This window comes from Paraburkholderia sp. BR14374 (assembly GCF_040948685.1).
GTDB classification, from domain to species: Bacteria; Pseudomonadota; Gammaproteobacteria; order Burkholderiales; family Burkholderiaceae; genus Paraburkholderia; species Paraburkholderia youngii.
In genome coordinates, this window is the sequence record NZ_JBFPKF010000005.1 from 371,769 (window position 1) to 393,333 (window position 21,565).

20 protein-coding genes, 2 tRNA genes and 1 pseudogene are annotated in these 21,565 nt (G+C 63.9%); 14 read left to right on the forward strand and 9 right to left on the reverse strand.

Annotation, left to right across the window (positions count from 1 at the left end):
- The first annotated feature begins 3 nt into the window (after nucleotides 1–3).
- The 4 genes from gsiC to AB3X86_RS14880 are packed head-to-tail and all read left to right on the forward strand — an operon-like array spanning nucleotide 4 to nucleotide 3,806.
- Nucleotides 4–924: a glutathione ABC transporter permease GsiC gene (gsiC, locus tag AB3X86_RS14865; RefSeq protein WP_368596531.1), complete on the forward strand. Its 921-nt coding sequence runs from the start codon at nucleotides 4–6 to the stop codon at nucleotides 922–924.
- 7 nt (nucleotides 925–931) lie between these two features.
- A complete protein-coding gene (gene gsiD, locus AB3X86_RS14870; RefSeq protein WP_176381187.1) occupies nucleotides 932–1,837 on the forward strand; it encodes a glutathione ABC transporter permease GsiD in 906 nt (301 codons plus the stop codon).
- Nucleotides 1,834–2,976 (forward strand): P1 family peptidase, encoded by a 1,143-nt coding sequence (locus tag AB3X86_RS14875; RefSeq protein WP_368596532.1) that lies wholly within the window; start codon nucleotides 1,834–1,836, stop codon nucleotides 2,974–2,976. The genes gsiD and AB3X86_RS14875 overlap by 4 nt, the downstream gene beginning before the upstream one ends.
- Nucleotides 2,973–3,806, forward strand: coding sequence for a M55 family metallopeptidase (locus AB3X86_RS14880; protein ID WP_368596533.1), 834 nt, complete (start codon nucleotides 2,973–2,975; stop codon nucleotides 3,804–3,806). Before AB3X86_RS14875 ends, AB3X86_RS14880 begins: the two co-directional genes overlap by 4 nt.
- Before the next feature lie 40 nt (nucleotides 3,807–3,846).
- Here AB3X86_RS14880 and AB3X86_RS14885 read toward each other — a convergent pair whose 3' ends face one another.
- Nucleotides 3,847–4,677, reverse strand: coding sequence for an alpha/beta fold hydrolase (locus tag AB3X86_RS14885; RefSeq protein WP_368596534.1), 831 nt, complete (start codon nucleotides 4,675–4,677; stop codon nucleotides 3,847–3,849).
- Between the two features lie 262 nt (nucleotides 4,678–4,939).
- On the opposite strand from AB3X86_RS14885, the gene AB3X86_RS14890 reads away from it, so the two are divergent.
- The 4 genes from AB3X86_RS14890 (at nucleotide 4,940) to AB3X86_RS14905 (ending at nucleotide 10,954) form a co-directional block, all read left to right on the forward strand.
- Nucleotides 4,940–6,322, forward strand: a complete 1,383-nt coding sequence (locus AB3X86_RS14890; protein ID WP_368596535.1) for an amino acid permease — start codon at nucleotides 4,940–4,942, stop codon at nucleotides 6,320–6,322.
- 121 nt (nucleotides 6,323–6,443) lie between these two features.
- Nucleotides 6,444–7,709, forward strand: coding sequence for a glycosyltransferase family 87 protein (locus AB3X86_RS14895; protein WP_368596536.1), 1,266 nt, complete (start codon nucleotides 6,444–6,446; stop codon nucleotides 7,707–7,709).
- Between the two features lie 258 nt (nucleotides 7,710–7,967).
- Nucleotides 7,968–9,284 (forward strand): hypothetical protein, encoded by a 1,317-nt coding sequence (locus AB3X86_RS14900; RefSeq protein ID WP_368596537.1) that lies wholly within the window; start codon nucleotides 7,968–7,970, stop codon nucleotides 9,282–9,284.
- A 14-nt stretch (nucleotides 9,285–9,298) separates the two neighbouring features.
- On the forward strand, nucleotides 9,299–10,954 hold the full coding sequence (locus tag AB3X86_RS14905) for an ankyrin repeat domain-containing protein (protein ID WP_368596538.1): 1,656 nt from the start codon (nucleotides 9,299–9,301) through the stop codon (nucleotides 10,952–10,954).
- Between the two features lie 17 nt (nucleotides 10,955–10,971).
- Here AB3X86_RS14905 and AB3X86_RS14910 read toward each other — a convergent pair.
- From AB3X86_RS14910 to hemN, 3 genes and pseudogenes are all read right to left on the reverse strand, one after another.
- Nucleotides 10,972–11,127 (reverse strand): annotated as a pseudogene (locus tag AB3X86_RS14910) (integrase); the annotation flags it as partial.
- 256 nt (nucleotides 11,128–11,383) lie between these two features.
- Nucleotides 11,384–11,468 (reverse strand) — tRNA-Leu (locus AB3X86_RS14915).
- Between the two features lie 121 nt (nucleotides 11,469–11,589).
- Nucleotides 11,590–12,975: an oxygen-independent coproporphyrinogen III oxidase gene (hemN, locus tag AB3X86_RS14920; RefSeq protein ID WP_368596539.1), complete on the reverse strand. Its 1,386-nt coding sequence runs from the start codon at nucleotides 12,973–12,975 to the stop codon at nucleotides 11,590–11,592.
- A 179-nt stretch (nucleotides 12,976–13,154) separates the two neighbouring features.
- Between hemN and AB3X86_RS14925 the strand changes: the two genes are divergently transcribed.
- From AB3X86_RS14925 to AB3X86_RS14935, 3 genes are all read left to right on the forward strand, one after another.
- Nucleotides 13,155–13,457, forward strand: coding sequence for a YkgJ family cysteine cluster protein (locus tag AB3X86_RS14925; RefSeq protein WP_176105286.1), 303 nt, complete (start codon nucleotides 13,155–13,157; stop codon nucleotides 13,455–13,457).
- A gap of 83 nt (nucleotides 13,458–13,540) precedes the next feature.
- The gene (locus tag AB3X86_RS14930) at nucleotides 13,541–14,134 is read left to right on the forward strand and encodes a DUF1439 domain-containing protein (protein ID WP_176105287.1); all 594 of its coding nucleotides are present in this window, start codon (nucleotides 13,541–13,543) and stop codon (nucleotides 14,132–14,134) included.
- A gap of 90 nt (nucleotides 14,135–14,224) precedes the next feature.
- Nucleotides 14,225–15,061: an undecaprenyl-diphosphate phosphatase gene (locus tag AB3X86_RS14935; RefSeq protein ID WP_368596540.1), complete on the forward strand. Its 837-nt coding sequence runs from the start codon at nucleotides 14,225–14,227 to the stop codon at nucleotides 15,059–15,061.
- 68 nt (nucleotides 15,062–15,129) lie between these two features.
- On the opposite strand, the gene trmB is transcribed toward AB3X86_RS14935, so the two are convergent.
- Together trmB and AB3X86_RS14945 are read right to left on the reverse strand one after the other, a co-directional pair.
- Nucleotides 15,130–15,936, reverse strand: coding sequence for a tRNA (guanosine(46)-N7)-methyltransferase TrmB (trmB, locus tag AB3X86_RS14940; protein ID WP_368596541.1), 807 nt, complete (start codon nucleotides 15,934–15,936; stop codon nucleotides 15,130–15,132).
- A gap of 126 nt (nucleotides 15,937–16,062) precedes the next feature.
- A tRNA-Gly gene (locus tag AB3X86_RS14945) sits at nucleotides 16,063–16,136 on the reverse strand.
- 224 nt (nucleotides 16,137–16,360) lie between these two features.
- Between AB3X86_RS14945 and AB3X86_RS14950 the strand changes: the two genes are divergently transcribed.
- Entirely contained in the window at nucleotides 16,361–18,085 is a 1,725-nt protein-coding gene (locus AB3X86_RS14950; RefSeq protein ID WP_368596542.1) for a methyl-accepting chemotaxis protein, read from the forward strand.
- Nucleotides 18,086–18,219: 134 nt separating this feature from the next.
- Here AB3X86_RS14950 and AB3X86_RS14955 read toward each other — a convergent pair whose 3' ends face one another.
- From AB3X86_RS14955 to AB3X86_RS14965, 3 genes are all read right to left on the reverse strand, one after another.
- A complete protein-coding gene (locus AB3X86_RS14955) occupies nucleotides 18,220–18,783 on the reverse strand; it encodes a YggT family protein (protein ID WP_176105291.1) in 564 nt (187 codons plus the stop codon).
- Between the two features lie 156 nt (nucleotides 18,784–18,939).
- Nucleotides 18,940–19,260 carry an EthD family reductase gene (locus AB3X86_RS14960; protein WP_368596543.1) on the reverse strand — a complete coding sequence of 107 codons (321 nt, stop codon included), beginning with the start codon at nucleotides 19,258–19,260 and terminating at the stop codon, nucleotides 18,940–18,942.
- A 96-nt stretch (nucleotides 19,261–19,356) separates the two neighbouring features.
- Nucleotides 19,357–20,292: a Rossmann-like and DUF2520 domain-containing protein gene (locus AB3X86_RS14965; protein ID WP_368596544.1), complete on the reverse strand. Its 936-nt coding sequence runs from the start codon at nucleotides 20,290–20,292 to the stop codon at nucleotides 19,357–19,359.
- A gap of 274 nt (nucleotides 20,293–20,566) precedes the next feature.
- Here AB3X86_RS14965 and AB3X86_RS14970 point away from each other — a divergent pair, with 274 nt between their 5' ends.
- The gene (locus AB3X86_RS14970; protein WP_013090236.1) at nucleotides 20,567–20,728 is read left to right on the forward strand and encodes a hypothetical protein; all 162 of its coding nucleotides are present in this window, start codon (nucleotides 20,567–20,569) and stop codon (nucleotides 20,726–20,728) included.
- Between the two features lie 387 nt (nucleotides 20,729–21,115).
- Nucleotides 21,116–21,430, forward strand: coding sequence for a hypothetical protein (locus tag AB3X86_RS14975; RefSeq protein WP_176105294.1), 315 nt, complete (start codon nucleotides 21,116–21,118; stop codon nucleotides 21,428–21,430).
- Nucleotides 21,431–21,565: the final 135 nt, after the last annotated feature.

Genomic DNA, 21,565 nt, shown 5'->3' on the forward strand with positions numbered 1-21,565 from the left:
TTCATGCTGAACTTCCTCGTCAAACGTCTGCTAGGCCTGCTGCCGACGCTCTTCATCGTCGCCGTGCTGGTGTTCCTGTTCGTGCATCTGCTGCCGGGCGATCCGGCGCGGCTCGCCGCCGGTCCCGAAGCGGACGAAGCGACCGTCGCGCTGGTGCGCGCCGACCTCGGCCTCGACAAGCCGATGCCGCAGCAGTTCGTCCGCTTCTTCTGGCGGATGGCGCACGGCGACTTCGGTACTTCGACGCGCAGTAAGCGGCCGGTGAGCCAGGAGATCGCGGAACGCTTCTTCCCGACGCTGTGGCTGACGATCGCGAGCATGGTGTGGGCGGTCGTGATCGGCATGGCGATCGGCATCGCCTCGGCGGTGTGGCGCAACCGCTGGCCGGATCGGCTGGGCATGACGCTCGCGGTATCGGGCATTTCGTTTCCGGCGTTCGCGCTCGGCATGCTGCTGATGGAAATTTTCTCGGTGCAACTCGGCTGGCTGCCGATCGTGGGCGACGGTTCGTGGCGCAGCTACGTGCTGCCGTCGCTGACGCTCGGCGCGGCGGTCGCGGCCGTGATGGCGCGCTTCACGCGGGCCTCGTTCGTCGAGGTGCTGCACGAGGACTTCGTGCGCACCGCGCGCGCGAAGGGCGTACCCGAGCGGCTCGTGATCATCAAGCACTGCCTGCGCAACGCGCTGATTCCCGTCGTCACGATGATGGGCCTGCAGTTCGGCTTTCTGCTGGGCGGCTCGATCGTCGTCGAAGTGGTGTTCAATTGGCCGGGCCTCGGGCGCCTGCTGATCGATGCGGTGTCGATGCGCGACTATCCGATCATTCAGGCCGAGGTGCTGTTGTTCTCGCTCGAATTCATCATCATCAACCTGATCGTCGACGTGATGTACGCGGTGATCAACCCGACCATCCGTTTCAAGTGAGGCCCGCATGAGCACCACTGCCACCGGGCCGAACGCGGCCAATCCCGCGCTCGCCGAACGCGCGATCCGCACGCCGTGGAGCGAGTTCTGGCGCAAGTTCCGCAAGCAGCATGTCGCGCTGGCCGCCGGCGTGTTCGTGCTGCTCTTGATCGTGATCGCGATCATCGCGCCGCATATCGTGCCGTACGACCCCGAGAATTTCTTCGACTACGACGCGCTGAACGCGGGGCCGTCGGCCGCGCACTGGTTCGGCGTCGATTCGCTGGGCCGCGATATTTTCAGCCGCATCCTCGTCGGTTCGCGCATTTCGCTCGAAGCGGGCTTTCTGTCCGTTGCGATCGGCGCGGTGATCGGCACGTTCTTCGGTCTGCTTGCCGGGTACTACGAGGGCTGGTGGGATCGCATCACGATGCGCGTGGCCGATGTGCTGTTCGCGTTTCCCGGCATTCTGCTCGCGATCGGCGTGGTCGCGATTCTCGGCAACGGCATGATCAACGTGATCAGCGCGGTGGCGATCTTCAGCATCCCGGCGTTCGCGCGGCTCGTGCGCGGCAATACGCTGATGCTCAAACAGCTCACCTATATCGAAGCGGCGCGCAGCATCGGCGCGTCGGACTGGACCATCATCGTGCGGCATATTCTGCCGGGCACGATTTCATCGGTCGTCGTGTATCTGACGATGCGCATCGGCACGTCGATCATCACGGCGGCGAGCCTGTCGTTCCTCGGCTTGGGCGCGCAGCCGCCGACGCCCGAGTGGGGCGCGATGCTCAACGAAGCGCGCGCCGATATGGTGACCGCGCCGCATATCGCGCTGTTTCCGAGCCTCGCTATTTTTCTGACCGTGCTCGCGTTCAATCTGCTCGGCGACGGTCTGCGCGATGCGCTCGATCCGAAGCTGGATCGGCCATGAGCGCGAGTAACCATCGCGCGGCTGAGCGTGCGCCGCATATGGGCACGTTGCAGGCCGGAGCGCTCGGCACGATCGCCGACGTGGACGGGGTCAGCGTCGGTCATTGCACGCTTGCCGAAGGCGCGTTGCAAACTGGCGTCACCGTGATCCGGCCGCATCGCGGCGATCCGTTCGTCGACAAGGTGCCGGCCGCCGCGTCGGTGATCAATGGCTTCGGCAAGAGCGTCGGGCTCGTGCAGCTTGACGAGCTCGGCACGCTGGAGACGCCGATCGCGCTGACCAACACGTTCGGCGTCGGCACGGTCGCGCAGGCGCAGATCCGCGCGGCGATTCGTGCGAATCCGCGCATCGGCCGCGAATGGTCGACCGTCAATCCGCTCGTGTTCGAATGCAACGACGGCTACTTGAACGATATTCAGGCGCTCGCCGTGACCGAACAGCATTTCAACGAAGCGTTCGATGCCGCGAGTACCGATGTCGCGAGCGGTGCGGTCGGCGCGGGGCGCGGCATGTCGTGCTTCGATCTGAAGGGCGGCATCGGCACTGCGTCGCGGGTGGTCAGTGCGGCGGGCCGTGACTACACCGTCGGTGCGCTCGTGCTGGCCAACTTCGGCCGTCTGCCGATGCTGACGATCGACGGCACGCCGCTCGGCCGCGTGCTGGCCGAACGCGCGGCTGCGGCTGAGGCGGCAAATGCTGCTAATGCTGCTAATGCTGCTAATGCTGCTAATGCTGCTGCAAGCGCAACCTCCGACAAACCCGAGCAAGGCTCGATCATCATGATCGTCGCGACCGATGCACCGCTCGACGCGCGCCAATTGAAACGCCTGTCGTTGCGCGCGGCGGCGGGTCTCGCGCGTACCGGCTCGGTGTACGGCCACGGCAGCGGCGATATCGCGCTGGCGTTTTCGACCGCATACACGGTGCCGCAAGGCGCGGACTTCGTCGCGCTGCCGCCGCTCGTCGCCGATCATTGTATGGACCCGCTGTTTCGCGCGTGCGCCGACAGCGTCGAACAGGCGATCGTCGATGCATTGTGGAGCGCAGAATCCGTCACCGGTCGCGACGGCCATCGGCGGCTGTCGCTGCGCGACAGCGTGTCCGATCTTGCGCAACTGCTGAGGAATCCCGCGCGATGAAAGTCCTGATCTCCACCGACATCGAAGGCATCGCCGGCGTGTTTCATGCCGAGCAGACGCGCGCGGGCAACGGCGAATACGAAGCCGCGCGACGCTGGATGACGCTCGAAGCCAACGCCGCCATCGAAGGCGCCTTCGCGGGCGGCGCGACCGACGTGTGGGTCAACGATTCGCACGGCGGCTTTCGCAACCTGCTGCCCGACCTGCTCGATCCGCGCGCGCAGGTCGTGCTCGGCAAGCCGCGCACGCTCGGCATGATGGCCGGGCTCGAATACGGCGCGGCACTCGTCTTCATGATCGGCTATCACGCGAAGGCGCAAACGCGCGGCATTCTCGCGCACACGATCAACAGCTTCGCGTTCGCGCGCGTCGCGTTCAATGGCGTGGAGCTAGGCGAAGCGGGGCTGTACGGCGCGCTCGCTGAAGAATATGGCGCACGTGTCGCGCTTTTGTCGGGTGACGACGTGTTCGCCGAGGAAACCGCGCCGCGTTTTCCCGGCGCGCGTTTCGTCGTCACGAAGACCGCGACCGGTCAGGCGAGCGGCGTCACGCAGTCGTCCGCGAGCGTGCGCGAGGCGCTGCGGGCTGCCGCGCGCGACGTGGTCCGTCAGCATATCGAAGCGGGCCGCGCGCCTGCCGCGACGCGTGGGGAGCCGCGAGCAGTCGACTGCGAACTGCGCGTGCAAACGAGCGGGCTTGCCGATCTGTTCTGCCAATGGCCGACGCTCACGCGTGTCGATGGCGTGACGTTGCGTTTCAGCGCGGCGTCGGCCGAGCATGCGGTGCGGATGCTGAACTGTCTATCGGCGATGTCGTTCATGTTGCGCTGAGCCGCGGCACGCCGAGCCGCTGACAGCTTATTGCGGTGGCCTACTGCTGCTGCCGGCTCAACTCGCGCGCCGCATGATCGATCGCCTCGGCCACCGCTCCGGCGTGCGACACCGGCGCGAGGTGGCTCGACGCGACCGGCACCACGTTCGCGCCGATGCGCCCGGCGATCATTTTCTGCAAATCGGGCGACACCGCGCGGTCTTTCGTCGTCAGCACGTACCACGATGGTTTGTCTTTCCAGCCGACCTGATCGACCGGTTCGTCGAATGCGCTCGCGGCGATCGGTACCTGCGCGGCGGCGAGCACGCGGGTGACGGTCTCGGGCACGTCGGCGGCGAGGTCGGCGTGATAGCGCGCGCGGTCGAGCCACAAAAACCCGTTCGCGTCCTTGCTGATGCTCTGGCCGGCCGGCATCGGGCCGCCGGCCTTCATCACGTCCATCGCCGATTCGTGCAGTTGCGGCGCAAGCGCGGCGACATACACGAGCCCGGCGACGTTTGGCGCATTCGCAGCGACCTCGGTGATCACGACGCCGCCCCACGAATGCCCGACCAGCAGCACCGGGCCGTTCTCGCGATCGAGCACACGGCGGGTCGCGGCAACGTCGTCGGCGAGCGACGTCAGCGGGTTCTGCACCGAGCTCACGTGATAGCCCTTTTGCTGCAGCTTCGCGACCACGCCGTTCCAGCTCGAGCCGTCGACGAACGCGCCATGCACGAGCACGATGTTGCGTACCGGGCCGCCGAGCGCGGCGGCAGGCGGCGTGCTGGCGGTAGCGGGGGCCGCCGCCGTTTGCGCAAGCGCGGGCGTACCGACGCCCGCGAAACAGAGGCACAACACAGCGGCGCAAAGCAGACGTTTGGGCAACATGTTGAAGCTCCGCAGCTTGAAAAGTGGACTCCGGCAACATACTCGCGTGCCATCCCCGTGACAATCACAATCCGCGCGCTTAAGTGCGGCGCACAACGAAGGCGGGCGGCTACGGACGTCAGAGGAATATCGGTCGGGTAAAATTATCGGTTTTGCCGGACCGGACGCGTGCTGTCCGGCCGTGCAATCGGCCACAGCGCTGCCTTCGACAGCGTTCTACACGCAGCGGCCACACGCAGCGATCTCCACACAGCAGGGCGTAATGAATAGTGCAAAGCAGCAGGAGGGCCTGAAGCGCGGGCTCAAGAATCGTCACATCCAGTTGATCGCGCTGGGTGGCGCGATCGGCACCGGCCTCTTTCTCGGCTCCGCCAGCGTGCTGCAGGCCGCCGGTCCGTCGATGATCCTAGGCTACGCGATCGGCGGCGTCATCGCGTTCATGATCATGCGCCAGCTCGGCGAGATGGTCGCGCAGGAGCCGGTCGCCGGCTCGTTCAGCCACTTCGCATACAAGTACTGGGGCGATTTCCCGGGCTTCCTGTCGGGCTGGAACTACTGGGTGCTCTATGTGCTCGTCAGCATGGCCGAGCTGACCGCGGTCGGCACCTACGTGCATTTCTGGTGGCCGGGCGTGCCGACATGGCTGTCGGCGCTGGTGTGCTTCGCGATCATCAACGCGATCAATCTCGCCAACGTGAAGGCCTACGGCGAAACCGAGTTCTGGTTCGCGATCGTCAAGGTCGCGGCGGTGATCGGCATGATCGTGTTCGGCGGCTATCTGCTGATCAGCGGTCACGGCGGCCCGCAGGCGACGGTCGCGAACCTGTGGAGTCACGGCGGCTTTTTCCCGCACGGCTTCCACGGCCTGTTCATGATGCTCGCTGTGATCATGTTCTCGTTCGGCGGGCTGGAGCTGATCGGCATTACGGCGGCCGAGGCCGCCGAGCCGCAGAAAAGCATCCCGAAGGCCGTGAATCAGGTGATCCTGCGGATCCTGATTTTCTATATCTGCTCGCTCGCGGTGCTGCTGTCGCTGTATCCGTGGAACGAGGTGGCGGCGGGCGGCAGTCCGTTCGTAATGATCTTCTCGCAGATGGGCTCGTCACTGACCGCCAACGTGCTGAACGTGGTCGTGCTGACCGCGGCGCTGTCGGTGTACAACAGCGGCGTCTACGCGAATAGCCGCATGCTGTACGGTCTCGCCGAGCAGGGCAACGCGCCGCGCGCGCTGCTGAAGGTCGACCGGCGCGGCGTGCCGTATCTGGCGATCGGTCTGTCCGCGCTCGCGACGTTCGCATGCGTGATCATCAACTACGTGATCCCGGCCGAAGCGCTCGGTCTGCTGATGTCGCTGGTGGTCGCGGCGCTGGTGCTGAACTGGGCGCTGATCAGCCTCACGCATCTGAAGTCGCGCAAGGCGATGGTGGCCGCGGGCGAGACGCTGGTGTTCCGCTCGTTCTGGTTTCCGCTCAGCAACTGGATCTGCCTCGCGTTCATGGCGCTGATCCTCGTGATTCTGGCGCTGACGCCGGGCTTGTCGGTCTCGGTTTGGCTGGTGCCGGCATGGCTCGTGCTGATGTGGGGCGGCTACGTGATCAAGCGGCGCCGCGAGGCGACTCGCGCTAGCGTGGGGATTGCGAGCTGATCTTCACGCGGCGAAGTTCCCCACATAGGTCGCTCCCGTGTGGGCGAGCGCACAGATCGATTTTTGCGAACCGGTAATCTCTGTCCGGTCGTCCGGCACGAAGCCGGCGCGGAGAGACACCATGTTCAACGCAGGCGCGGTACGGACCAGGTCGAACTTCGGCGCGGGTGCCGCTCTCCTTCTGCTGATTGCGGTAGCCTGCCTCGCGCTGCGCATCCTGCACGTCGTCGCGAAGTTTCGTGGCGACGTCCCCGACGCCTTCGGCGATTTCAATTTCTACCTGTACGCCTTCAACATCGTGCTGCACGACCCGGCGCGCCTGTACGATCACGACGCGCTGATTGCGTTCTTGCAGGGCATCGGCGCGCGCTCGACGGGCGACGACATCTTCTACGCCTACCCGCCGCAGTTCGCGCTGGTGTTTGCGCCGCTCGCGCTGCTGACGCCGCTCGCCGCGAAAATGGTCTGGGTGAGTGCGTCGATCGTGTTGTTCGCGCTGGCTTTGTATCTCGTCGTCACGATGGCGTACCGCGGCGCGGAGCGCAGCGTTAGCCTGCTGCTGGTGGGGGTCGCGCTGCTGAGCTTTCCTCTCGTCGAAGATATCTACGACGGCCAGTCGAACGAACTGCTGTTCTTCCTGCTGGTTGCGACCTTCGCGCTCATCGAGCGTGGCAAAGGCTACGCCGCTGGGCTCTTTCTCGGCTTCGCGATCGCGATCAAGCTCACGCCTCTCGCCGTCGCCGGTCTGCTGTTGCTGCGCCGCGAATGGCGGACGTTCGTGATGGCGAGCGTGGTTGCGATTGCCTTGACGCTGATTACCGGAGCGCGGCTCGGCTTCGACGTTCTGTGGCACTACTTCGTGTCGGACATGCCGCGGCTGAACGGCATGGCACTGGCGATGAGCGGTGGCGGCGCGCCGATGAACAACGCCGTGCGGGGCGCGTTGCAGACGCTATCGGCGACGCTCGGCATGCCGATGTCCGGTACGTTGCTGTCGATTGTCTCGCATGCGTTGGTGCTGAGTGCTTGCCTGCTGTCCGCGTATCTGGTGTTTCGCCGCCATCGGGACAGCCGCATCGACTACGCGCTCGCCTCGATGACGATGCTCGTGGCTTATCCGATCCTCGAGCCGATCCACATGGTGCTCGCGTTGATCCCGTTGCTGATTCTGCTAGGCACCGCATTCGAAGCGCGCGACGTGCAGTTGTCGGCGCTCGGTCCGAGACTGGAGATGCTGCTGGTCGCGGTCGTCGTGGTCTTGCTGTTCTTTGCGGCGCGGTTTGTGTCTTATACGGTCGCGGCGCTGATCATTTACCTGCTCTGTGTTGCAAGGTACTTTCCACCGTCAGAGGTGGGATGGCGAGAGCGGGCTTACCAGCCTGGATGAACGATCCTGGTGTGGCGCGGCTCCTCTAAGGTCTTTGCATGAAGGTGCAATGGGTATCAGAGAACTGCTCGCGGAGCAGGATGCAAAGTTCGTGAGCCTGCGGGCGCGGAGAGCCTCCATGTTCTTGCGGGGGCTTTTCTGTTTCTTCGGAAGTCGGACATTTTGGGCGGTCGCCCATGTACGGACTGCCTGTCGCACGGTAATTATCTGAATGCTGCCAACCCCGGCAGCGACTTCAGATAGACCAACGACACACCTATGTCCCTGTCCGTATTTGAGATGCACTCCGTGGAGCTGTTCTGCCAGCAGCCATCGGGGGCCTGCTATGTCATCTGTGACGAGTGGCACTATAAAGCGTGCCTTGGCAAGGCCGCAGACCCTCAGAAGGCCAAGGCGGAGACCTGGGAGTTTCTTGCTATTGCCGAATTGAATCACAGGGCGTGGGAGGAGGACCGGAAACTGGTCAGGCGCATCCAGAAGAGTGGCTGGCTGTTTTTCCATAGCGCGCGGCACCGTAACCCTGACACCGATGGCTGGTGGGTCATCGTTGCTCTTCTCGAAGAGGTTCGCCGGGGTAACCTGCTTGCCATTCGAGGTCCGCGTAATGGCCTGTTTCCGTCACCTTACCGCAGCACGCCGTTAAGAAATCCCGTAGCGAGGACCGGCAGTCATCCTGACGGCGAACCCATTCGGTCCGTCCAGTATGATCCGGCCATCTGGCAAGCCCAGTTAGCCGCTGCGCGCGCAGCCAGGGCGACACCGCCACACATCGAGATACCACAGGCACTGACCAAGGCGCAGCGGTGGCAGACCCGCAAGGCGCTGATTGCGACGGGCAATGCGGCCATGTCCGGGCGCGTGCGGGCGGCGGCTGAACGGCTCGCGCGCAATAATGTCGCGGTGGAGAAGGCCAGACTCTCCGATCATGTCTACGAGCCGTCCGGGCCGGTGCCCGAAGGGTGGGCGAACCGCAGCGGGGATAGGGGATTTCTACGGCAGTACGGCTTGAAGCCAATAGACCTGGAAATCGAAGGCGCGAACTTCAGGGCGCAGCTATTCGAACCGGATGCGGCGGTCTTCGGTGCCGATATGAATCCGACACTCGCCTTCAAGGGAACCGAAATGACGAGCCTGAGCGACTGGTCGAACAACTTCGACCAGAGCGTGGATATGACATCGCCTTACTATAGGCGGGCCGTAAATATTGGGGAAAAGCTGCGCGATAATCCGTCGCCAATTGAGATTGCCGGACACTCGCTAGGTGGCGGTCTGTGTTCTGCCGCTTCTTTGGCCAGCGGCAAGGACTGCTGGAGCTTCAACGCCGCCGGCCTGCACCCGAAGACGGTCGAACACTACGGCGGCCAGGTCACTCCATCGAACATCAATGCCTACCATGTGAATGGCGACATTCTGACCGTGGTACAGACGTGGACGCCCCTGCCACGTGCAGCCGGTACTCCCTATCCCCTGCATGGCAGCGGCTCGCCCGTGTCGCGGCACTTCATCACGCAGGCAATTGATGGCATCGAGCAGCAGAAGGCGGAGGACATCGCCGTACTTGAAACACTGTCATAGCGAGGCTGAAAGCGATGAAAACACTCAGCCGAATCCTTATCGTGCCGGTGCTGTTACTGGCGCTATCTTCTGTGGTTCATGCAATGAAAAAATTTCCCGCCACTGATTTCTTTAGCGGCCCGCAACTCGAACTGGCGCAGGCCATCGAACGCGGCGACATGGAGCAGGTCCGGCGACTGGCACCGAAGACGGATCTGAACACGCCCGGGCGCAAGAACATGACGATGCTGTTTTTTGCGTTTCAGGAGGCGTTGCAGCGCGACCCGCATCGGCTTGCGGTTGCGTCGGAGGTGGTGAGGGCCGGGGCCGATCCTTTGCAGGCCGTACCGAATTTTGGTAGTCCCCTCGGGGTCGTGCTCAACAGCTCGCACCCGGAATTCCTGCGCGCGATGCTGGACGGGGGCGTTGATCCTAATCTGGTCTACAAGGAAGATCCATTAATTTTCTTTGTTGCAGGAGAGTCGACATCTGGCTCGCTCAAGCTGCTGGTGGAGCGTGGCGCCGATCTGAACCGGCGCGATTCGTTGCGTAATTCAGTGCTATATGAGGCGCTGGCAAATCGTGCACTAGATCAGATTGACTACTTGCTGGATCATGGTGCGAATCCCAACACCTACGATATCAAAGGCCTGTCGTTTCCTCAGGCGCTATCAACACGCATTGCCGATAACGCTTCCGCGCCCAATTCCCCGACCTACATAAAGCTAATCGAGATTCGGGATCGCATCATCAGGATGGGTGTGAAATGGCCCCCGGAGACACCGGCACAGATTCGAGCGCGCTGGGGGCAAACGCACCGCGGTGGCTCGATGACAGCAAACTTCCTCTGCCTTGAAATAACGAGGCTGAGAGCGATGAAAACACTCAGCCGAATCCTTATCGTGCCGGTGCTGTTACTAGCGCTATCCCCCGTGGTTCATGCAATGAAAAAATTTCCCGCCACTGATTTCTTTAGCGGCCCGCAACTCGAACTGGCGCAGGCCATCGAACGCGGCGACATGGAGCAGGTCCGGCGACTGGCACCGAAGACGGATCTGAACACGCCCGGACGCAAGAACATGACGATGCTGTTTTTTGCGTTTCAGGAGGCGTTGCAGCGCGACCCGCATCGGCTCGCGGTTGCGTCGCAGGTGGTGAGGTCCGGGGCTGATCCCTTGCAGGCCGTACCGGATTTTGGCAGCCCCCTCGGGGTCCTGCTCAACAGATCCCACCCGGAATTCCTGCGCGCGATGCTGGACGGGGGCGTTGATCCTAATTTGGTCTACAAGGGAGATCCATTAATTTTCTTTGTTGCAAAAGAGTCGACATCTGGCTCACTCAAGCTGCTGGTGGAGCGTGGCGCGGATGTGAACCGACGCGATTCGTTGCGCAATTCAGTGCTGTATGAAGCGCTGGCAAATCGCGCACTAGATCAGATTGACTACCTGCTGGACCATGGGGCAAACCCCAACACCTACAACATTAACGGCGAGTCATTCCCACTAGGGATATGGGACGACATTAATACCTTCGCGCCTGATTCACCGGCCTACAGGAAGCTGGTCCAAATCCGGGACCGCATCATCAGGATGGGCGTGAAATGGCCTCCCGAGACTCCGGAACAGATAAGAGCACGTTGGGGAGCCAATTCTCCGCACCGGCTCGATGACAGCAAGCTTCCGCTGCCGTGAGGCAGAAACGGAAAGGGCTCTTCCAGTTCTTCATGTAGGATCGAGCGCGCCATCGCCCGGAAGCGGTGGCCGGTTATCTCCATGCGCGCATAGGAGCCAAGCCGCCGAAGCGCGGCATTGATAGCCGCTTCACTCATCGGGTGCTTGATATCGCGTGCGCTTGGGAACCCGTAGCTTTCCGGCAAAACGGTACTTGAAAATGCATCGCTTGTTGCTCGTTGGCGTGACGAGAAGCAGGACGCCGCCGTACAGCTTCCGAAGTTTTTCACCCGGCTTCGTGTACGGATCGTGGCAACACGCCAAACGACCCCCTGTTTGGGCTGTAATCGCTGGTGAAACGTTGGAGGCCATAGCAAACAAAAACCCCGCTCAGCGCTGGCTGTCGGGGCTTTGTGGGGAACCGTTGAAACCGGTTGAAGAGTGTTTGTTTGGTGCCCAGGGCCGGAATCGAACCGGCACGCCTTGCGGCGGGGGATTTTGAGTCCCCTGCGTCTACCAATTTCACCACCTGGGCAGATACTGCAGCGCGCATCAGAAGTTCAGCGCGCGAGGAAGACGCAGATTATGGCCGAAAATCGCTCGACGGGCAAGCCGATTGCCTTCACCCGCCACAGCGCGTTCGCAACGAGCGGTCCTCAGACCGTGCGCGAGAACGGTCTGAGCGTCTGCTCGCCGAGATAGCGGTCGAATACCATCGCGAGATTGCGTACGAGCATGCGACCGGCCATCCGAACTTCGAGCTTGCGCGTGCCGAGCGAGACCAGCCCGTCGTCCTCGAATGACCGCAGACGCGCGAGCTCCGGCGCGAACGTGTCGGCGAAGTGGATGCCGTACGCCGCCTCGAATTCGTCGAAACGCAGTTCGAGGTTGCACATCAGTTGCGTGATCACGTCGCGCCGCAGACGGTCGTCGGCGGACAGGCGGATGCCGCGCGCGATCGCGAGCCGGCTTGCGTCGATCGCGTCGGTATAGGCGGGCAGCTCTCGCGCGTTCTGCGCGTACACGTCGCCGACCTTTCCGATCGACGAGGCGCCGAAGCCGATCAGATCGCACTCGGCCCGCGTGCTATAGCCCTGGAAATTGCGATGCAGCGTGCGCTGTGCCTGCGCGCGCGCGAGCTCGTCAGTGGGCAGCGCGAAGTGATCCATGCCGATATACACATAACCCGCCTGTGTCAGCCGTTCGACCACCCGTTGCAGCAGCGCGAGCCGCACCTCGCTCGACGGCAGCGTCGCGGCATCCATCTGCCGCTGCATCTTGAAGAGCTGCGGCATATGCGCGTACGCGAACACCGACAGCCGGTCCGGCGCGAGTTCGAGCATCGTGTCGAGCGTGCGGCTGAAGCTCGCGACCGTTTGATGCGGCAGGCCGTAAATCAGGTCGACGCCGATCGAATGAAAACCGTGCGCGCGCGCCGCTTGCATCACCGACGCGGTCATCTCGAACGGCTGGATGCGATTGATCGCCCGCTGCACGCGTGGATCGAAGTCCTGCACGCCGAGGCTCAGCCGGTTGAAGCCGAGATGGCGCAGCAGCGCGATCGTGTCGGGCGACGCCTCGCGCGGATCGACCTCGATGGAACATTCGGCTTGATCGTCGGGCAGCAGATTGAAGTGCTCGCGCGTTGCGGCCATCAATTCCGTCATCTCGTCATGCGACAAAAACGTCGGCGTGCCGCCGCCCCAATGCAGTTGCGACACGGGCCGCTGAGTATCGAAACACGCAGCCTGCAAGCCGATTTCGCGTTTGAGCCGCTCGAGGTACGGCCGCGCGTGCGGGCGGTTTTTCGTCACGACCTTGTTGCAGCCGCAGTAGAAGCACACGGTGTCGCAAAACGGAATATGGAAGTACAGCGACAGATCGGTCGACGCGGCACCCGGATCGGCGGCGGCGCGGCGATAGTCGGCGGTGTCGAACGATTCGCGGAACTGCGGCGCGGTCGGATAGGACGTATACCGGGGACCATTCGCGCTGTAGCGCGCGAGCAGGTCGGGGCGGAACAGGGTGTCGGCTAGGGACATGAGCGGTATCAGACGGTGGGAGGCTCTCGCGGCGTATCGCGTGTGCATGGCCATTCGGGAGTTTTCAGTTTAAATGCGCGCCTGCGGGCCCCGTTTGTGTAAAAAGGTCGCGCAGACAGGCAGTGGCACAATGCGGGTCTGGCAACGCGTTGCCAAGGTTTGAGGTCAGGAAAGATGACGTGGATCAAAGGTTGAAGAGCGCACGAGTGGACGATCACGCGTGCCGTCCCGATTGCGGCGCGTGCTGTATCGCGCCGTCGATTTCGAGTCCGATTCCGGGCATGCCCAACGGCAAGCCGGCGGGCGTTCGCTGCGTGCAACTCGGCGACGATCTGCGCTGCGCGATCTTCGGGCGGCCGGAGCGGCCCGCATGCTGCTCGGGTCTGCAGCCGCAACAGGAGATGTGCGGCGCGAATCGCGGTGAAGCGCTCGCATGGCTCACGCAACTCGAAGTGCAAACGCAACCGGCATCGCATCCATGATGCGCGGCACGCGATAAGCGCCATCACCCACCTCAAAGCCAACGCAAGCCGATGTCCGCCAGGGCTTCCACAGGAGATTTCGCATGACTCGACCCGCAGCGCCGGCCCGGCGCCGCTTTCTGCGCGCCGCGCTGACCGGCTGCAGCGTGCTTGGCATCACCGTGTCGCTCGCGGCTTGCGCGAGCCCGACGTTTCCGTTCATGCCGTCGCAATACACGTTCTCGCAGAAGCAGGTGCAGGAGGCCGTGCAGCGCAAATTCCCGTATCAGCGCACGGTGTCGCAGGTGTTCGACGTCGCGCTGAGCAATCCGGTGGTGGGCATGCTGCCCGATGCGAACCGCGTGCAGGTGAAGCTCGACGCGCGTTTCGCCAGCCCGTTCCTGCAAGAGCCGGTCGATGGCGTGTTCACGCTGTCGAGCGAACTTGCCTACGACGCGGCGAGCCGTTCAGTGATCCTCAAGTCGCCGAGTGTCGATAACGTCAGCGTGAACGGCCAGGCGCAGATGTACACGCAGCAGATCAACGCGGCCGCGGCGCTGCTCGCGACCCAATTGCTGACCAACTATCCGATCTACACGTTCAAGCCCGAGCAACTGCAATTTGCCGGCGTCCATTACGAACCCGGTACAATCACCATCCTTACAAACGGCATACGCGTGCAGATCGTCGAAAGATGACGCGCACGCGCGGCCACGAGGGCCGCGCGTGCCAGTCATGACCGTGCCGGCCCATTTCGTTGCGACAACCAACTGCGATAAAGGGCACGGATGGACTGGCTACTGGCTTGCAAAGCGCTGATTCTCGGCGTGATCGAGGGTTTGACGGAGTTCCTGCCGGTGTCGAGCACCGGGCATCTGATCGTCGTCGGCAGTCTCATCGATTTCTCCGACGAGCACGCGAAGACCTTCGATGTCGTGATCCAGCTCGGCGCGATTCTCGCGGTGTGCTGGGAGTTTCGCCGTCGCATCGGCAACGTGATCGTGGGTCTGCCGAACCGGCCGGAAGCGCGCCGCTTCGCGCTGAACGTCATCATCGCGACGATTCCGGCGGTCGTGCTGGGCCTGCTGTTCGAAAAGTCGATCAAGGAGGCGCTGTTCGCGCCGGTGCCGGTGGCGTTCGCGCTGGTTGCGGGCGGCGTCGTGATCCTGTGGGCGGAGGCGCGTCAACGTGCGCGCGGCGACGCGGCGGTGCGAGTGCGCAGCATCGACGATCTGAGCCCGCTCGATGCACTGAAAGTCGGCCTCGCGCAGTGCTTCGCGCTGATTCCGGGGACCTCGCGCTCGGGCTCGACGATCATCGGCGGCATGCTGTTCGGCATCGAGCGCCGCGCCGCGACCGAGTTTTCGTTCTTTCTCGCGATCCCGATCATCTTCGGCGCGACCGCCTACGAGTTGTACAAGGACTGGCATCTGCTTACCACCGACGCGCTCGGCAGTTTCGCGCTCGGCTTCGCGGCTGCGTTCGTCAGTGCGTTCATTTGCATTCGCTGGCTGCTGCGCTACGTCGCGTCGCACGACTTCACGGTGTTCGCGTGGTATCGGATCGGCTTCGGTCTGCTGATCCTGCTGATCGGTTATAGCGGCGGGTTGAGCTGGGCCGATTGAGGCTGGCCGTGCGATGAAAAAGGTCCGCGAATGCGGACCTTTTTTCGTTGGCTTGCCGTTTCGTCGCGTTATGCTGCGGCGCGCTTGCGGAATACCAGGTCCCACACGCCGTGGCCGAGCCGCAGGCCGCGCCGCTCGAACTTCGTCACCGGACGATAGTCGGGCCGCGGTGCGTAGGTGTCGGCGGTGTTTTCGAGCAGCGGATCGGCGCCGAGCACTTCGAGCATCTGTTCGGCGTAGTTCTGCCAGTCGGTCGCGCAATGCAGATACGCACCCGGCTTCAGACGCGACACGAGCAGCGCGACGAACTTCGGCTGGATCAGCCGGCGCTTGTGGTGGCGCGCCTTGTGCCACGGATCGGGGAAGAAGATGTGCACGCCGTCCAGGCTGTCGGGCGCGATCATGTGTTCGAGCACTTCGACCGCGTCGTGCTGGATGATGCGGATGTTCGTCAGCGACTGCTCGCCGATCAGCTTCAGCAGCGCGCCGACGCCGGGCTCGTGGACTTCGACGCCGAGGAAGTCGTCGCCGGGACGCTGCGCGGCGATCTCCGCGGTGGTGGCGCCCATGCCGAAGCCGATCTCCAGCACGCGCGGCGCCTCGCGGCCGAACACGCCGGTCCAGTCGGGCTGCTGGGGCGCGTAGGGCACGACGAAGCGCGGGCCGAACTCATCGAGCGCGCGGCGCTGGCCGGTCGACACGCGACCCGCGCGCGTGACGAAGCTGCGGATGCGGCGGTGATGAAGCGTGCCTGCCGTCGTCGCACCGGGCGTGCCGTCGAAGTCGTGCGTCCCGTCGCGGGTGGACCGGTCTGCTGCGCTCGTGGGAGTCGGGGAGTCGTCCGGGAGACCGGAGTCGTTTGGATCGTGGATCATCGTCGATGCTGCTGCAAGGGTGAGGGCTGCGCGGCTTGCGCGCTGTGCCGGGCCGTTGCCACTACAAAAAAGCCGCCTTCAGGGAGGCGGCTCTTGCTAGCTTCCGCTGAATGCTCAGCAGGAAAGTGGAGCGGGCGATGGGAATCGAACCCACGGCTCTAGCTTGGGAAGCTAGGGTATTACCATTATACGACGCCCGCGGAACTCGCAATTTTACAGGCTTTTGGGCGGTTTGGGCAGGGGTATGGTTCGCGCGCACGAACAGCCACCGCGCCTGTTCGCGTTGACGGCCAGAACAGCGCGCGTCTTCAGATGGCGTCTGCGCCTGCCGTTAACCCGAGTGCTGCCCAACACCGTGCGCTTGCGCACCCGCAAGCCGGCACGCCCCCGGCGCTCCCCATCCTGTTCAAGAGACTTTCCCAAGATGCAGTGGTTTTCCAATCTGAAACTGAGCCACAAGCTTGTCGGCTCGTTGATGCTGTGCGCGTTCGTGACGGCCATCGTCGGCACGGTCGGTGTGCTGAAGGTGCGCGAAGTCGCGACGATGCAAACCCAAATGTACGACCGCGAATTCGTGCCGGTGCGCGACGACGGCACCGCCGCGTGGCAGGCGGCCTCGCACTTCCGCCGCCTCTATTCATACATCCTGAATCCGGAGCCGGCGGGTCGCGCCGATACGGTGCGCCTGAATCACGGCGGTGAAGCGGCGATCCTGGCGGCGTTCGACTACGAGCGCAAGCACGCGACCACCGACGCGCAAAAGCAATTGCTGAGCGACTTCGACGCCGCCTATCCGGCCTATATGAGCTCGGTCGCGAAGGTGATGGCGCTGGCCGACCAGGGCGATCAGACCGGCGCGCTCGCCGAGCTCAAATCGACCACCGACCCGCTGCACGTCAAGCTGCGCACATTGATGATCAAGCTGTCGGACGTGCGGGATGAGTTGGCCAGACAGCGCGTCGCGAACGGCGTCGACATGGTTCGCTCGGTGACTTGGTGGATCGCGAGCTGCGCGCTCGTCGGCGTCGCGATTGCGATCGGCCTGGGGTTGCTGGTGACGCGGGCGGTCGTGCGGCAGATCGGCGGCGAACCGGCCGAAGTCGCGAAAGTCGTCGAGCAGATCGCGGGCGGCGACTTGAGCGAGCGCCTGCACACCGGCGCGGCCTACGAGCGCAGCATCCTGCGCGCGGTCGCGCACATGCAGGAGCGTCTCGCGTCGACGATCGGCTCGATCCGCGAAAGCGCCGAGTCGGTCAGCATCGCTTCGCAGCAGATCGCGAGCGGCAACATCGATCTGTCCGCTCGCACCGAAGAGCAGGCCGCTTCGCTCGAACAGACCGCGGCGAGCATGTCGGAGTTGACGCAGACCGTCGGCCGCAATAGCGACAACGCACGAAACGCGAGCGCGCTCGCGACTCAGGCCGCACAGGTCGTCAACACCGGCAACACGGCGGTCGAGGGCATGGTGCGCACGATCGGCGAGATCAGCGGCAGCTCGACGAAGATCTCGGAGATTACCGGCGTGATCGAAGGCATCGCGTTCCAGACCAATATTCTTGCGTTGAACGCGGCGGTCGAGGCGGCGCGCGCGGGCGAGCAGGGGCGCGGTTTCGCGGTGGTTGCGAGCGAGGTGCGTAACCTCGCGCAGCGCTCGGCCAGCGCGGCGAAGGAGATCAAGGAGATGATCACGACGTCGGTTGCGATCATCGAGGGCGGCACGCAGCAGGCGGCCGAAGTCAGCACGACGATGGCCGATATCAAGGACGCGATTCATCGCGTGTCGAATATCGTCGACGAGATCGCGACGGCCTCCGAAGAGCAGAACCGCAGCATTCACCAGGTCGGCCAAGCCGTCACGCAGATGGACGAGACCACGCAGCAGAACGCGGCCCTCGTCGAACAGGCCGCGGCGGCTGCGCAATCGCTCGAAGCGCAGGCGCGCAAGATGAAGCAGACGGTGTCGGTGTTCCGGACGGCGGAGAGCCGTGCCTTTGCGGCGGCCTTGCCAAAGCCGGCGCCGGCGCCCACTCAAGCGTCGGCGCGCGTGCGTGTCGACCAGCCGGCGTTGCCTCAGGCCGCGGCGGCCGTGCCTGCGCGCGAGCGCGTGGCAGCGGCCGCGGCAGCACAGAGTGACTGGAATACGTTCTGATCCACGGCTCGCGACCGAGCCTGGCGATCCGGAAATTGACCGCCTGAGGGCGGTCGAAGCCGCCACTACGATCAGCAGACACGAAAACGCCGCCGCATGCAGTCGCAAGCGGCGGCGTCTCGAGCGCGATCAGCTCAGATCACAAAATAAGTCAGCTGAACCGCCGCGCGCGTGACGACCATCTGCAGCACCTGCACGATCACGAACAGCAGGATCGGCGACAGGTCGATACCGCCGAATTTCGGCAGCACGCGGCGCAGCGGATTCAGAAACGGCGCCGTCAGCTGATACAGAATCGGCATCGCCGGCGAGCGCGGATTGAGCCATGACAGCAGCGCCATCAGGATCGTCATCCAGATGACCAGATTGAGCGCCCACTTGATCGCGGTCAGCACCGCGACGATCAGCAGCGTCGGCACGAGCGTCAGCGGATCGGCGCCGGTCATCACGATCATCAGGACGACGTAGATAATCGCGGCGATCAGCGTCGCGGCCACGCTCGCCCAGTCGATCCTGCGCGTGCTCGGCAGAATGTGCCGCAGCGGCAGCACGATCCAGTTGGTCGCCTGCAGCACGGCGTTGGAGACCGGGTTGTACGGCGGCAGGCGCACGACCTGCAGCCACGCGCGTAACAGCAGCGCGGCGCCGAACAGCGTGAAAATGGTATTGAGCAGAAAACGGGCGATATCGCCAAACATCTCGGGTCCTTATGCTTCTGATAACGGCCACCGGCGGGCCGCGGGCTGCCGGCGTCGCAAGATCGGTGCGCGCCGGCGGTTTTCTGGATTTACCTGGTTAGCCAACCGGAGGTTCGCGCCATTGCGCACCGCCTGCCGGTGGTTGTCTGTCCGGCATCACACGGAAGTCCGGACCTCGCTGATCAGGATCGTGCCATTGCCGCCGTCCGTGTAGTTCGGGATATCCGCCAATAGTTGCTCGGACGCGGGCTTGAACACTTCATAGGAATCGTCCGCGCTGTCGAACAGGAAGTGACCCGCCGCCACGTAAGGAGGCGGCGTGCCGGGCGGCCCGGCGTTCAGGCCCGCGTCGACCGACCAGCCTTTCAGCGCCGGCCCGAACAGCTTCGCCGCGAGCGGCATATGGGTCGCGCAGTAGTAGTCCATGTCGAAGCGGCCATTTTCCCGGTACGGGTAGAGGATGCTGACCTTGATCATTGTGCGTTCTCGTCTGTTGATCCCGAGGCGCGGCGCGGGTCGTCGCGTGGTTCGCATCTGCTTCGCCCGGCGCGCCGGACGTCACATTATCACGGCTTACTTGACGCTTGCACCTGCTGCCGCCTGATTCAGCGAGCGGCCCAGCGATTCTTCCACAGCTTCGGAGATCGCTTCAATCGTCGCGGGCGGCGCGGTACGCCGTCGGGCGAGGTTGACCGCGCGGCGCGTCAGCAGACCGTAGAGCGCGGCATGGTCGCCGTCGAAGCTTTCGAGCAGCGCCAGCTGCTTCTCGACGACACCCGTGTCGCCGCGCGATACCGGCCCCGCGAGCGCGTTCGGCAGGCCCTTGTCGCGCGCCGTTTCGATCGTGCCGGCGAGCATCGGCAGAAGCGCGCGCAGCGCATCGTCCTCGGCGAAGCCGAGCGTGCGCCACAACGCGACGCATTCGGCGAGGCTGCAAAGCGCAAAGCTCGCCGCGTAGTGCGCGGCGGCGTGATACAGCACGCGGCCGCCCGGCGGAATCGACAGCGGATGGCAGCGCAGCGCGAGCGCGAGCGCGGTCAGTGTCTGCTTCAGTTCGCCGTCGGCTTCGATCGTCACCGAACAGCCGGCGATCCGTTCGAGATCGGCAAGCTCGCCGCTAAATAGATACAGCGGATGAAAGCCGCCGATCGCCGCGCCCTGATCGCGCGCCGGCGCCAGCAATTCGACCGGCGACGCGCCGCTGCAGTGCACGAGCGCCTTGCCGGGGTGGCTTGCCGCATCGCCGCCAAAGCGGAGTGTGTGCGCTGTCGTACCGATGCTGTCGTCGGGAACGGCTAAAAAAACGATATCGGCGGCGTCGACGACTTGTTGCGGGTCGTCAGAGGCCATGCAGTGCGCGAACTGGGCGGCGAGCCGGCGCGCGGAATCGGCGGAGCGGCTCGCCACCGCGGTGACCGGGTAGCCGGCGCGCGCGAACGCGAGAGCGAGACAGCGCGCAAGCCGCCCCGCGCCGATGAAGCCGACGCGCGGCAAGGAAGACTGGGACATGGTCACCTGCTCCAGACGGATCGTGTGAACGGGAAAGCAGCAGTATCTCGCATCCGCAATGCGCGGGCGCGAGCCGGCCCCTTGCGCGGCTCGACAGCTGTCGTCGGATGAGTTTGCGGGCGATATGGCGCCACCGGTCGGTCATCGGGCGGCGCGACGCCCACGGGTGTGAAAACTGCTCACAATCGTAGTGACAGGAACAGTGGTCGATGAGCCGGTTTTGACGGTCGTATTTTCGTACTTCGTTCGTAGGCAGAAAATCGGGAGGGTAGCGATGAGTATTTTTTCTTACCGAAAACACTTGCGGTTCCTGACGCACGCCCAGCGCCGTCGCTGGTGGGATCAGAAAAAGCGCCTGACGCCGCGCGTGCGGATCAGCGGCGCATACGTGCCGCCCAATGTGTCCCGCGAATTCGTGTACGTGAAGGTCGGCTAGTCGCGCGGTCTTCGCAGGTGAGAAAGTGCCCGGCTCGAGCCATTGAGCCGGGCATTTTTTATTGGGAAATTTCTCCCGCCTGTCAGGATTGAAGCGAATTTGTAATTAAAGTTTACCGATGCGCGAACTCTAGCCCCTCGCGTTCGATCAGACCTATGACCCGCGGCCCGTCGCTCGCGTGCAAGCCCTTGATTCACGGCTCCTTTGGCTGTCGCCGCGGCGGCGCGTGGGCGCGCACGTGCGGCGCCCGGCAAAACGCTTCGGCTTGCCCTTGCAATTTGCAACAAATGCGAACAGTCCGGGCGGGGCTTTTTAGATACATTGGTTTCACAGCATGCGAGGCATGCGCAGTCGGCGACCTTGGCAGGCCGCCCTAGGAGAATAGAAGTGAAAAAGATCGTTCCATTCGTCGTTGCAGCCGCACTCGGCTTGGGACTTGCCGGGGCTGCTGAGGCAGGTGTTTCCGTTGGTATCGGCCTTGGGGTGCCGATCGCGCCGGCCTATCCGGTGTACGCGGCGCCGCCGCCCGTCTATTACGCGCCGCCGCCTCCGCCGGTGTATGCGCCGCCGGTTGTCGTCGCCCCGGCTCCAGTGGTGGTCGGAGGCTATTACGGCTATGGCCATCCTTATTATCGTGGCTACTACCACGGCTACCGTGGCTACTATCGCGGCTGGTACGGGCACCCGTACTATCGTCATTAAGAAGAAGCGCGGGCGCGCATGACGCGCGCGGGAACCTCGACGGCGTAACACCGGCTTGTGCCGGGTTACGCCGCTTCTATTTGTATCGCTGGTTTTGCTTTCCGCCGTGTTTCCTCGCAGGTGTCGCGCGCTCGC

Coding starts and splice junctions, on each gene's coding strand:
- gsiC (WP_368596531.1), top strand. CDS start 4: ATGCTGAACTTCCTCGTCAAACGTCTGCTAGGCCTGCTGCCGACGCTC.
- gsiD (WP_176381187.1), top strand. CDS start 932: ATGAGCACCACTGCCACCGGGCCGAACGCGGCCAATCCCGCGCTCGCC.
- AB3X86_RS14875 (WP_368596532.1), top strand. CDS start 1,834: ATGAGCGCGAGTAACCATCGCGCGGCTGAGCGTGCGCCGCATATGGGC.
- AB3X86_RS14880 (WP_368596533.1), top strand. CDS start 2,973: ATGAAAGTCCTGATCTCCACCGACATCGAAGGCATCGCCGGCGTGTTT.
- AB3X86_RS14885 (WP_368596534.1), bottom strand. CDS start 4,677: ATGTTGCCCAAACGTCTGCTTTGCGCCGCTGTGTTGTGCCTCTGTTTC.
- AB3X86_RS14890 (WP_368596535.1), top strand. CDS start 4,940: ATGAATAGTGCAAAGCAGCAGGAGGGCCTGAAGCGCGGGCTCAAGAAT.
- AB3X86_RS14895 (WP_368596536.1), top strand. CDS start 6,444: ATGTTCAACGCAGGCGCGGTACGGACCAGGTCGAACTTCGGCGCGGGT.
- AB3X86_RS14900 (WP_368596537.1), top strand. CDS start 7,968: ATGTCCCTGTCCGTATTTGAGATGCACTCCGTGGAGCTGTTCTGCCAG.
- AB3X86_RS14905 (WP_368596538.1), top strand. CDS start 9,299: ATGAAAACACTCAGCCGAATCCTTATCGTGCCGGTGCTGTTACTGGCG.
- hemN (WP_368596539.1), bottom strand. CDS start 12,975: ATGTCCCTAGCCGACACCCTGTTCCGCCCCGACCTGCTCGCGCGCTAC.
- AB3X86_RS14930 (WP_176105287.1), top strand. CDS start 13,541: ATGACTCGACCCGCAGCGCCGGCCCGGCGCCGCTTTCTGCGCGCCGCG.
- AB3X86_RS14935 (WP_368596540.1), top strand. CDS start 14,225: ATGGACTGGCTACTGGCTTGCAAAGCGCTGATTCTCGGCGTGATCGAG.
- trmB (WP_368596541.1), bottom strand. CDS start 15,936: ATGATCCACGATCCAAACGACTCCGGTCTCCCGGACGACTCCCCGACT.
- AB3X86_RS14950 (WP_368596542.1), top strand. CDS start 16,361: ATGCAGTGGTTTTCCAATCTGAAACTGAGCCACAAGCTTGTCGGCTCG.
- AB3X86_RS14955 (WP_176105291.1), bottom strand. CDS start 18,783: ATGTTTGGCGATATCGCCCGTTTTCTGCTCAATACCATTTTCACGCTG.
- AB3X86_RS14960 (WP_368596543.1), bottom strand. CDS start 19,260: ATGATCAAGGTCAGCATCCTCTACCCGTACCGGGAAAATGGCCGCTTC.
- AB3X86_RS14965 (WP_368596544.1), bottom strand. CDS start 20,292: ATGTCCCAGTCTTCCTTGCCGCGCGTCGGCTTCATCGGCGCGGGGCGG.
- AB3X86_RS14970 (WP_013090236.1), top strand. CDS start 20,567: ATGAGTATTTTTTCTTACCGAAAACACTTGCGGTTCCTGACGCACGCC.